Source organism: Pseudomonas sp. KCJK9016 (assembly GCF_046231795.1).
Taxonomy (GTDB): Bacteria; Pseudomonadota; Gammaproteobacteria; order Pseudomonadales; family Pseudomonadaceae; genus Aquipseudomonas; species Aquipseudomonas bananamidigenes.
The window spans coordinates 156,132-167,372 of sequence record NZ_JBJJMM010000013.1; the positions used below are offsets into that span (position 1 = coordinate 156,132).

The following is an 11,241-nucleotide window of genomic DNA, read 5'->3' on the forward strand; positions in this document are numbered from 1 at the left end:
TCTGTGTTGATGCTCAGGCCTTTGCCGCCGCCAGAATCAACGCTTTCATCTCCGAGACCGCCGACTTGAAGCCGACGAACAACGCATGTGCCACCAGCGCGTGACCGATGTTCAGTTCGTTGATGCCCTTGATCGCCGCCACGGCTTCAACGTTGTGATAATGCAGACCATGACCGGCGTTGACGATCAGCCCCTGCGCCAGACCGAATGCCACGCCGTCCGCCACACGCTTCAACTCTTCGGCCACTTCTGTCGGTGTCTCGGCATCGGCATAACGCCCGGTGTGCAGCTCGATGGCCGGTGCTCCCACTCGCTTCGAAGCAGCGATCTGCCGCTCGTCAGCGTCGATGAACAGCGACACTTCGCTGCCGATCTTCGACAGACGCTCGACCGCTGCCCTGATCCGCTCTTCCTGACCCGCCACGTCCAGACCGCCCTCGGTGGTCAACTCCTGACGGGTTTCCGGCACCAGACAAATGTGGGCCGGACGAATGCGCTCGGCGAACGCCATCATTTCTTCGGTGACACCCATTTCGAAGTTCATGCGGGTTTGCAGCACATCCTTGAGCAGCAGCACATCACGCTCCTGGATATGGCGACGATCCTCGCGCAGGTGCACGGTGATGCCGTCGGCGCCCGCCTCTTCCGCGTCCAGCGCAGCCTTGACCGGATCCGGATAGCGCGTGCCCCGAGCCTGACGCAGGGTGGCGACGTGGTCGATGTTCACGCCAAGAAGAATGCGGTTGCTGGTGGTCACGGATACGCTCCTGAAGGGAAAGATTCGGCGCACAGCATACACGGTGAAGGGGCTGTTGACGTCTGGGCGCAGTGAGCGCCCGTCGTGCCGTGCCCAGACGTCAACAGACCCTCAGGGTTTGCGAAACAGCTCGCGGCTCACGAGAGGACGACCGCCCAGGTGAACAGCCAGTGCCTGACGCATCAAGCGTTTGGCAGCGGACAACGCACCGGGGGCAGTCCAGTCCGCTTCGGCCATGGCCAGCAGCTCGATGCCGTTGAACAGACCGGGTTGCAGCAGATAGACCCGCTCGAGTCCGGCGTCCACCTGCAAGCGATAGAGACCATCCGCAGCGATGGGCTCGTCATTGATGTCGGTGCTCAGGGAAAAGCCGTAGCCCAGCTCGTCGAGCAGACGCCATTCGAAGGAACGCAGCAACGGCTCCAATGGCCGGCCTTCGGCAAGGGCCAGCAGCGTGGCGGCGTAATGATCGAACACCGCCGGGTGCGGGTCTTCGGCCGGCAGCAGGCGAATCAGCAACTCGTTGAGGTAGAGACCGCTGAACAGCGCCTCGCCAATCATCCACGTCGCGCTGCCGGTGCTTTCCATGCGCCCGACATTTTTCAGCTCCCCCTTGCCACGGAACTCCACTTCCAGTGGCACGAACGGCCGTGCCAGCGTCCCGGCCTTGCCCCGTGCACCGCGCAATACCGCACGCAGCCGACCTTGCGGCGTGAGGAAGTCCACCAACGCGCTGGTTTCGCGGTAGGCGCGCGAATGCAGGACGTAGGCGGGTCGGGTGGGAGCTGAGCTTTGCGACATTGAATTCTCGATGACGAAATGCAGTTTTACACACAACCAAAAACTACTGTGGGAGCGAACCTGCTCGCGATGGGGGTGTAACAGACAACAAGGATGTCGACTGAAATACCGCCATCGCGAGCAGGCTCGCTCCCACAGTGGGTACCGGTGCTCTCGGGATCAGCGCTTTACAGGTCGCCGTAACCCAGCGAACGCAACGCACGCTCGTCGTCGGACCAGCCGCCCTTCACCTTGACCCACAGGTTCAGCATGATTTTGGAGTCGAACAGCAACTCCATGTCCTTGCGTGCCTCGGTACCGATGCGCTTGATGCGCTCGCCCTTGTCACCAATGATGATTTTCTTCTGACCGTCACGCTCGACGAGGATCAGCGCATGGATATGAAGTGTCGCGCCCTGCTGCTTGAACTCTTCGATTTCCACGGTGATCTGGTAAGGCAACTCGGCACCGAGCTGGCGCATGATCTTCTCGCGCACCAGCTCGGCGGCGAGGAAACGGCTGCTGCGGTCGGTGATCTGGTCTTCCGGGAAAAAGTGATCGTTCTCCGGCAGGTGCTCGGCGATGACCTTTTCCAGCGCATCGAGATTGTGACCCTGCTGCGCCGAAATCGGAATGATCTGCGCATTCGGCAGCTGTTCCTGCAACCAGGACAGGTGCGGCATCAGCTCGGCCTTGTCCTCGATGCGATCGGTCTTGTTCAGCGCGACGATCAGCGGGCCGGTCACGTACTGCACGCGCTCCAGGACCATCTGGTCCTCTTCGGTCCATTTGGTGCGATCGACCACGAAGATCACCACGTCGACGTCCTTCAACGCCGCCGAAGCAGTTTTGTTCATGTAACGGTTCAGGGCTTTCTCGCCACCCTTGTGCATGCCGGGCGTGTCGACGTAGATCGCTTGCACGTCGCCTTCGGTCTTGATTCCGAGCATGTTGTGGCGAGTGGTCTGCGGCTTGCGCGAGGTGATCGCCAGCTTCTGGCCGAGAATGTGGTTCAGCAGCGTGGACTTGCCCACGTTCGGGCGGCCGACGATGGCAACATAGCCACAGCGCGTTGCGTTTGTATCAGTCATTGCCATTCTCCACGCCCAGGGCAATCAGTGCTGCGGCGGCCGCTACCTGTTCGGCAATGCGACGGCTCACACCCTGACCCCGGCTTTTTACATTCAACAGGACAACTTCGCACTCGACGAAGAAGGTACGACAGTGGGGCTCACCCTGGATATCCACCACTTCATAGCGTGGCAGTTCACAACCACGCGACTGCAGGAATTCCTGCAGACGGGTTTTCGGATCCTTGTTGGTATCGACCAGCGTCAGACCTTCGAACTCCCCGGCCAGCCAGGCCAGGACGCGCTCACGGGCGACTTCCATGCCGGCGTCTAGGTAGATCGCGCCAATCAAGGCTTCCAGGGCATCGGCCAGAATCGACTCACGACGGAAACCGCCGCTTTTCAGTTCACCGGAGCCCAGGCGCAGGTATTCGCCCAGATCGAACCCGCGGGCCAGTACGGCCAGGGTCTCGCCTTTCACCAGACGTGCGCGCAAGCGCGAGAGCTGGCCTTCACGGGCGAGCGGAAAACGCTCGAACAGTGCCTCGCCGGCGACGAAATTGAGGATTGCATCGCCGAGGAATTCCAGACGCTCGTTGTTGCGTCCGGCAAAGCTGCGGTGCGTGAGGGCCAGGACCATCAGTTCCTGGTCCTTGAAGGTGTAACCGAGCTGACGCTCGAGACGGCTGAGAGAAACGCTCACGGTTTGACCACGCTGAGTTCGTGGCTGGATTCCACCGCCATCGCCGGGATAGGGCGCAGGCCTGGGACAATTAACGCTGTGTTCAAAAATGACGTCCTGAATATCGTGGCTTCATGCCCCGGTGCCGGTTGTGCCGACGCCAGAAATGCATTCGGCGCTGTGGTCAACAGCGCCGTGATTGTTTACTTGATCAGGCCGACCCGCGAGAAATTCGGCAGGTGGCTGAGTTTCGGTTCCGGCCAGCTCATCCAGACCGCGAAGGCCTTGCCGACGATGTTCTGGTCGGGAACCATGCCCAGCAGGTCCTTTGGAATGTTGGGATCATCCCAGTAGCGACTGTCGTTGGAGTTGTCGCGGTTGTCGCCCATCATGAAGTAATGCCCGGCCGGCACGATCCAGGTGTGGTCCGGGGTGGCGCGGTAACGGCTCATTTCCTTGCGGATCAGGTGCTCGGCGGCGCCGAGTTTTTCCTTGTAGAGCTCCGCGCTGCCCAGAGTGCCCGGCTCGGAACCGACCAGTTGCTCGGCAATCGATTCACCGTTGACGAACAGACGCTTGTCGGCGGTGTAACGCACCGTGTCGCCCGGCAGACCGACCACACGCTTGATGTAGTTGACGTTCGGGTCGCTCGGGTAGCGGAACACCATTACATCGCCGCGTTGCGGATCACCGACTTCGATGACTTTTTTGTCGATCACCGGCAGACGGATCCCGTAGGAAAACTTGTTCACCAGAATGAAGTCGCCGACGTCCAGGGTCGGTTTCATCGAACCGGACGGAATCTGGAACGGTTCCACCAGGAACGAACGCAGCACCAGCACGATGAACAGCACCGGAAAGAACGACTTGCCGTATTCGACCAGCAGCGGTTCCTTGTTCAGTTTCTCGACCACCAGCACATCAGGCTGGCTGACGCTGCCCTGATAGGACGCGATGGCGGCGCGCCGACGCGGTGCCAGGATCAGCAGATCGAGCAACGCCAACAGGCCGCAGACGAACACGGCGATAACCAGCAACAGCGGGAAATTTAGTGACATAGGACCTGACTATTCCAACCTGAGCACGGCAAGGAAGGCTTCCTGTGGAATCTCCACGTTGCCGACCTGTTTCATGCGTTTCTTACCGGCCTTTTGCTTCTCGAGCAGTTTCTTCTTGCGACTGACGTCACCGCCGTAGCATTTGGCCAATACGTTCTTTCTGAGCGCCTTGACGGTTGTCCGGGCAACGATCTGACCGCCAATGGCAGCCTGGATCGCCACGTCGAACATCTGACGAGGAATCAGTTCTTTCATCTTCTCGGTCAACTGGCGACCTTTGAAGTGCGAATTGTCACGGTGCACGATCAACGCCAGAGCATCGACCCTGTCGCCGTTGATCAGCACGTCCAGTTTCACCAGATTAGCCGATTGGTAACGATCGAAATGGTAATCCAGCGAAGCATAGCCGCGGCTGGTGGATTTCAGACGGTCGAAGAAGTCCAGGACCACTTCGTTCATCGGCAGATCGTAAGTCACCTGGACCTGGTTACCGAGGAACAGCATGTCGACCTGCACGCCACGTTTTTCGATGCACAGGGTGATGACGTTGCCCAGGTGTTCCTGTGGAACCAGGATATTGGCCCGCACGATCGGTTCGCGCATGTCTTCGATCGACGACACGTCCGGCAGCTTCGACGGGTTGTCGACGTAAATCGTTTCACCGGTTTTCAGTACCAGCTCGAAGATTACCGTCGGCGCCGTGGTGATCAGGTCCAGGTCGTATTCGCGCTCCAGGCGCTCCTGGATGATTTCCATGTGCAGCATGCCGAGGAAGCCGCAACGGAAGCCGAAGCCCAGCGCGTCGGAGCTTTCCGGGGTGTACTGCAGCGACGAGTCGTTCAGGGTCAGTTTCTGCAACGCTTCGCGGAAATCCTCGAAGTCATCGGAGCTGACCGGGAACAGGCCGGCGTAAACCTGCGGCTGGATGCGCTTGAAGCCCGGCAGCACTTCTACGTCCGGGGTGGAACTGAGGGTCAGGGTGTCACCGACCGGTGCACCGTGAATGTCCTTGATGCTGGCGATGATGAAGCCTACTTCGCCGGCCTTGAGATCCGCAGTGGCAGTGTGTTTCGGGGTGAATACGCCGACGCTGTCGACCAGATGCACCTTGCCGGTGGACTTCACCAGGATCTTGTCGCCCTTTTTCACGCGGCCATGACGCACACGCACCAGGGAAACGACGCCCAGGTAGTTGTCGAACCAGGAATCGATGATCAACGCCTGCAGCGGATCTTCGATATTGCCGGTCGGCGCGGGAATGGTCGTGACCAGGCGCTCGAGCACTTCGTCGACACCCAGGCCGGTCTTGGCGCTGCAGGTGACGGCGTCGCTGGCGTCGATGCCGATGATCTTTTCGATCTCGTCCTTGACGCGATCAGGCTCGGCCTGCGGCAGGTCGATCTTGTTCAGGACCGGCATGACCTCGAGGCCCTGCTCGATGGCGGTGTAGCAGTTGGCCACGGACTGGGCTTCGACACCCTGCCCTGCGTCGACCACCAGCAAGGCACCTTCGCACGCGGCCAGGGAACGGCTGACTTCATAGGTGAAGTCGACGTGGCCCGGGGTGTCAATGAAGTTCAGCTGATAGGTGACGCCGTCTTTGGCCTTGTAATGGAGGGTAACGCTGTGGGCCTTGATGGTGATCCCGCGTTCACGCTCCAGCTCCATGGAGTCGAGGACCTGGGCTTCCATCTCGCGATCGGCCAGGCCGCCGCACATCTGGATGAATCGGTCAGCCAGCGTCGACTTGCCATGGTCAATGTGGGCGATGATGGAGAAATTGCGGATATGACTCAAATCACTCACGGATCAACACTCAAAAAGGCTGCAGGCTTGGCCCGCCGAAAAATAGCCGGGAATTGTACCTGATACACGGCGCAAGCGTCACGTTCGCCTGTCATCCGGTTTGCATGCAAAAACGCCCCGATCTGGCGATCGGGGCGTTTTCAGGACTGGAACCTGGGTGAAACCTTGTTCATCAACCGGCGCGACGCAGCAACCAGACGCCCGCCAGTGCGCAGACCCCGGCCGGCACCAGCACCGCGAACAGCGGCGAGAAACCGAACACCAGACTGGATGGACCGAGCAGATCCTGCACGATACGGAAGGTGAACCCCACCAGTACACCGGTAAACACCCGCTGACCGAGGGTCACCGAACGCAGCGGACCAAAAATGAACGAGATCGCCATCAGCACCAACGCAGCGGTGACCAGCGGCTGCAGCACCTTGACCCAAAAGGCCAGCCAGTAACGGCCATTGCTCAGCCCCTGATCCGCCAGGTAATGGATATAACCCCACAGCCCGCTGATCGACAGCGCTTCCGGCGCCATGACTACGGTATTCAACAGTTCCGGGCTGATGGAAACATCCCAGTCCTCGGTCGGTTTATTGACGACTTCGGTGCTGCGCTCGTGGAACAGTGTGGTGGTGATATCGGTGAGCTGCCAGCGCTTGCCATCGAACTCGGCGCGCTTGGCGAAGCTCGAGCTCAGCAGATGACGCTCCTTGTCGAAGTGATAGCGGGTCACGCCATACAGCAGGCCATCGGGCTGAACGGCGTTGATATGGATGAACTCGTCGCCCTGACGGTGCCACATGCCGTGCTTGGCGCTCTGTGCGTCGCCGCTGCCCTGAGCCAACGAACGATTGGCCTGCGCCATGCTCTCGGTAGCCGGAGCAACGTATTCGCCGATCAGCACGCCGGCCAGCATCAGTACCAGCATCGGTTTCATCACCGCCCAGACGATGCGCCCGATGGATACACCGGCAGCACGCATGACGGTCAGCTCACTGCTGCTGGCCAGACTGCCCAGACCGATCAGACAGCCGATCAGCGCTGCCATCGGCAGCATGTCGTAGAGCCGGCGCGGCGCGGTCAGCACCACAAAGCTCAGCACATCGACCAGCGTATAGGTATCGCTGACATCACCCATTTCGTCGATGAAGGCGAACAGCGTGGCCAAGCCAAGAATGATCGCCAGCACCGCGATAATCGCGATGAACACGCTACTGCCGATGTAGCGGTCGAGTTTAACCACGGGCCACCTCCAGCGCAGCGCTGCGACGGCTGGCCAGCGTCAGGCGCAACGGCTCCCAGTACAACAGGCCGATACCGATGGCCAGGAAGATGCCGTGCACCCACCACAGGCCAAGCCCTGCCGGAATCTTGCCTTTTTCGAGGGCACCGCGAGCGGCAATCAGGATGGTCAGATAAGCCATATAAAGAAGAATCGCCGGCAGCAGCTTGAGGAAGCGTCCCTGACGCGGATTGACCCGCGACAACGGCACCGCCATCAGGGTCACGATGAACACCAGCAGCGGCAGCGACAGGCGCCATTGCAGTTCGGTTTTTGCACGGATGTCGTCGCTGGCCAACAGCGTCGAGGTCGGCATGGCGTCACGGTCGGTGACTTCCTCGCTGACATCCGGCTTGGGCAGCAACACACCATAGGTTTCGTAGTGGATGGCACGGTAATTGGCCAGTCCCGGGCTGCCGTCATAACGGTAGCCATTGTGCAGGATCAGGTAACGGTTGCCGTCGGGACGGATTTCCTGCCGGCCCTTCTCGGCCACCAGCACGGAAATCCCGCGATCGGCCTGGTTGGCACCGAGGTTTTTCTGCGAGATGAACACGCTGCCCAGATTGACCCGGTCGTCGCTCAGGGTTTCGGTGTAGGTCACCCGGGTGCCGTCGCGCAAGGCCTGGAAGCGCCCGGGCTCAAGGGTGTCGAATTCGGTCAGGGCGTCCTGCTTGTTGAGCAGCAGCTGGAACTGGTTGGCGCCTTGCGGAGCCAGGCTCAGGCTCAGCCAGGCTACTACCAGTGCCACCAGCGTGGCCGGGAACAGCGTCATGCGGAACAACCGCTGCTGGCTCATGCCGGTGGCCGACAACACGGTCATTTCGCTTTCCAGGTACAACCGACCGTACGCCAGAAGGATCCCGAGGAACAGGCCCAGCGGCAGGATCAACTGCATGAAGCCCGGCAGGCGATAGCCCATGATCAGGAACAGCGATCCCGGATCGAGCTGGCCCGCTGCGGCCTGGGCAAGGTATTTGATGAAACGACCGCTCATGATGATGACCAGCAGCACGGCGCTTACCGCACTCAGGGTCAACAGGACTTCGCGGGACAGATAACGGAAGACGATCAAACCAGACACTCCAGGGTTGTCAGGCTAAGGCGGCCAAACAAGCAAACGTCCCGATGGCCCCGCAAGGCAGAGCCATCGAAAAAAGATGCGGCATTATCCTGTGATTGAGGGCGCCTGTCACTGCGCACACTCACGCAAGGGCGCAATCCGTTGAAGATCGTACAACCGAGGGTTGTCAGGCGCAGGGAGCGAGGTTCAAACTGCGGCCCTTGTCGCAGGCGCTGGCCTGCGCCTTTTCTTCTATAAGCAGGCGACTGCGAACATCGTCGAACGCCTGCGTGTTGACCATTCATTCAGGGATCCGGACATGGAACTGGTTGTAAAAAGCGTTAGCCCAGAAACGTTGAAAACCGCCACCCTGGTGGTTGCCGTCGGCGAAGGCCGCAAACTCGGCGTCGCGGCCAGACAGGTCGACGAACTGAGCGGCGGCGCCGTCAGCGCTGTCCTCAAGCGCGGCGATCTGGCCGGCAAGATTGGCCAGAGCCTGTTGCTGCACAGTCTGCCGAACCTGAAAGCCGAACGTGTGCTGCTGGTCGGCGTGGGCAAGGATGAAGAACTGGGCGACCGCCCGTTCCGCAAGATCGTGGCCGGCATCCTCAACACCCTCAAGGGTCTGGGTGGCAGCGATGCCGTACTGGCGCTGGATGAAGTCATCGTCAAGGGCCGCGACAGCTACGGCAAGACCCGCCTGCTGGCCGAGACCCTGATCGATGGCGAATACACCTTCGACCAGTTCAAGAGCCAGAAAGCCGAACCCCGCGCCCTGAAGAAAATCACTCTGCTGACCATCAAGGCTGCGCAGGCCGAAGTGCAACGCGCCGTGAACCACGCCACTGCAATTGCCAATGGCATGGCCTTCACCCGCAACCTGGGCAACCTGCCGCCGAACATCTGCCACCCGACCTTCCTCGGCGAACAGGCCAGGAACCTCGGTAAAGAGTTCAAGGACCTGAAAGTCGAAGTCCTCGACGAGAAGAAGATCAAATCCCTGGGCATGGGTTCGTTCTACGCGGTCGGCCAGGGCAGCGCTCAGCCACCGCGCCTGATCGTCATGCAATACAACGGCGGCAAGAAATCCGAGAAGCCGTACGCGCTGGTCGGCAAGGGCATTACCTTCGACACCGGCGGCATCAGCCTGAAGCCAGGCGCCGGCATGGACGAGATGAAGTACGACATGGGCGGCGCCGCCAGCGTGTTCGGCACCCTGCGTGCCGTGCTGGAACTGAAACTGCCGATCAACCTGGTGTGCATCCTGGCCTGCGCCGAGAACATGCCGAGCGGCACCGCTTCGCGTCCGGGCGACATCGTCACCACCATGAGCGGCCAGACCGTCGAGATCCTCAACACCGACGCCGAAGGTCGTCTGGTGCTGTGCGATGCACTGACCTACTCCGAGCGTTTCAAGCCGCAGGCAGTGATCGACATCGCCACCCTGACCGGCGCCTGCGTGGTTGCTCTGGGTGCTCACACCTCGGGCCTGCTGGGCAACAACGACGAGCTGATCGAACAACTGCTGAGCGCCGGCAAGGCCGCCGACGACCGCGCCTGGCAACTGCCGCTGTTCGATGAATACCAGGAGCAACTGGACAGCCCGTTCGCCGACATCGCCAACATTGGCGGGCCGAAGGCCGGCACCATCACGGCCGCGTGCTTCCTGTCGCGCTTCACCAAGAACCTGAACTGGGCGCACCTGGACATCGCCGGCACCGCGTGGACCAGCGGCGGCAAGGACAAGGGCGCCACCGGTCGTCCGGTTCCCCTGCTGACCCAGTACCTGCTGGATCGCGCCAAGGCCTGAAACCGATGACTGCAAGCGACGTCTCTTTCCAGGGGTGTCGCTTGCAGCTCAGGAACTGCAATGACCAAAGTCGACTTCTATATCCTGCCCAGCGCTGCCCCCTCGGCGCGCCTGGACTTTGCCTGCAAGCTTACCGAGAAAGCCTGGCGCATGGGCCACCGCATCTACCTGCATTGCAGCGATGCCGCCCAGCGCGATGACCTCGATGCACGTTTGTGGGCGTTCAAGGGCGAAACCTTCGTGCCCCACGGGCCGGCCGAGCGCGAACCGGAAGGGGCGATCGTGCTTGGACTGGGCGAAGACTGCGGCCAGCACCAGGACTTGCTCGTCAATCTCGACCTGAAGGTCCCCGCCTTCGCCAGCAAGTTCGCCCGCGTGGCGGAAGTGGTGGTGGAAGACCCGGCGATCCGTTCAGCAGCGCGGGAGAGTTTCCGTTTCTACCGGGAACAGGGCTATCCTCTGCAAGACCACCGTTTACAGCGACTCTGAGTACGCCGATGGACACTCCAAAACCGCTGCAGAAACCCGCCCACCTGCTGGATGACCTCGAATCCATCCGTCAGCTTCTGGGCGATGACAACCTGCAACCGCCGCTTTTGACCGACACCGTCGATGAAGGCGAACAGATACCGATGTTGTTCGACTCGATCGACAACACCCCACACGCCGTCGAGCCGCCGCCAGCCCCCGTCGTGAAGCCCGCCACTGCGCCGGCTGCACCTGTGGACAAAGGCCCCGACGCGCTACTGCACCTGGACAGCGAACTGCGCGCCGCTGCGCAATTGATCATGCAAGATGTGATCGACGATTTCGCCCCGCACATTGAAACCGAGATCAAACGTCGGCTGGATGCGCGGATGGAGCGGCTTCTCGCCCAGTACGAATAATTCCCCGATCTCCTGTGGGAGCTGGCTTGCCAGCGATAGCATCACTGCGGCGTTC

The 11,241-nt window shown here is 60.9% G+C and carries 11 protein-coding genes; 3 read left to right on the forward strand and 8 right to left on the reverse strand.

Annotation, left to right across the window (positions count from 1 at the left end; translation table 11 throughout):
- Window positions 1-13: 13 nt before the first annotated feature.
- The 8 genes from pdxJ to lptF all read right to left on the reverse strand — a co-directional run bounded on the left by pdxJ (window position 14) and on the right by lptF (window position 8,501).
- Window positions 14-757, reverse strand: coding sequence for a pyridoxine 5'-phosphate synthase (pdxJ, locus tag ACK6BI_RS15190; protein ID WP_007957371.1), 744 nt, complete (start codon window positions 755-757; stop codon window positions 14-16).
- Window positions 758-868: 111 nt separating this feature from the next.
- Entirely contained in the window at window positions 869-1,558 is a 690-nt protein-coding gene (recO, locus tag ACK6BI_RS15195) for a DNA repair protein RecO (protein ID WP_409317704.1), read from the reverse strand.
- A gap of 167 nt (window positions 1,559-1,725) precedes the next feature.
- Window positions 1,726-2,628 carry a GTPase Era gene (era, locus tag ACK6BI_RS15200; RefSeq protein WP_065261871.1) on the reverse strand — a complete coding sequence of 301 codons (903 nt, stop codon included), beginning with the start codon at window positions 2,626-2,628 and terminating at the stop codon, window positions 1,726-1,728.
- Window positions 2,621-3,310 carry a ribonuclease III gene (gene rnc, locus ACK6BI_RS15205; protein ID WP_065261872.1) on the reverse strand — a complete coding sequence of 230 codons (690 nt, stop codon included), beginning with the start codon at window positions 3,308-3,310 and terminating at the stop codon, window positions 2,621-2,623. The genes era and rnc overlap by 8 nt, the downstream gene beginning before the upstream one ends.
- 182 nt (window positions 3,311-3,492) lie before the next feature.
- Window positions 3,493-4,347 carry a signal peptidase I gene (gene lepB / locus ACK6BI_RS15210; protein WP_409317705.1) on the reverse strand — a complete coding sequence of 285 codons (855 nt, stop codon included), beginning with the start codon at window positions 4,345-4,347 and terminating at the stop codon, window positions 3,493-3,495.
- 9 nt (window positions 4,348-4,356) lie between these two features.
- On the reverse strand, window positions 4,357-6,153 hold the full coding sequence (gene lepA, locus ACK6BI_RS15215; protein ID WP_065261874.1) for a translation elongation factor 4: 1,797 nt from the start codon (window positions 6,151-6,153) through the stop codon (window positions 4,357-4,359).
- A 172-nt stretch (window positions 6,154-6,325) separates the two neighbouring features.
- The gene (gene lptG, locus ACK6BI_RS15220; RefSeq protein WP_409317706.1) at window positions 6,326-7,387 is read right to left on the reverse strand and encodes an LPS export ABC transporter permease LptG; all 1,062 of its coding nucleotides are present in this window, start codon (window positions 7,385-7,387) and stop codon (window positions 6,326-6,328) included.
- Window positions 7,380-8,501 carry an LPS export ABC transporter permease LptF gene (gene lptF, locus ACK6BI_RS15225; RefSeq protein ID WP_409317707.1) on the reverse strand — a complete coding sequence of 374 codons (1,122 nt, stop codon included), beginning with the start codon at window positions 8,499-8,501 and terminating at the stop codon, window positions 7,380-7,382. Before lptF ends, lptG begins: the two co-directional genes overlap by 8 nt.
- A gap of 307 nt (window positions 8,502-8,808) precedes the next feature.
- Between lptF and ACK6BI_RS15230 the strand changes: the two genes are divergently transcribed.
- The 3 genes from ACK6BI_RS15230 to ACK6BI_RS15240 are packed head-to-tail and all read left to right on the forward strand — an operon-like array spanning window position 8,809 to window position 11,186.
- Window positions 8,809-10,299, forward strand: coding sequence for a leucyl aminopeptidase (locus ACK6BI_RS15230; RefSeq protein WP_409317708.1), 1,491 nt, complete (start codon window positions 8,809-8,811; stop codon window positions 10,297-10,299).
- Between the two features lie 60 nt (window positions 10,300-10,359).
- Entirely contained in the window at window positions 10,360-10,788 is a 429-nt protein-coding gene (locus ACK6BI_RS15235) for a DNA polymerase III subunit chi (RefSeq protein ID WP_409317709.1), read from the forward strand.
- Window positions 10,789-10,796: 8 nt separating this feature from the next.
- Window positions 10,797-11,186: a DNA polymerase III subunit chi gene (locus tag ACK6BI_RS15240; RefSeq protein ID WP_409317710.1), complete on the forward strand. Its 390-nt coding sequence runs from the start codon at window positions 10,797-10,799 to the stop codon at window positions 11,184-11,186.
- Window positions 11,187-11,241: the final 55 nt, after the last annotated feature.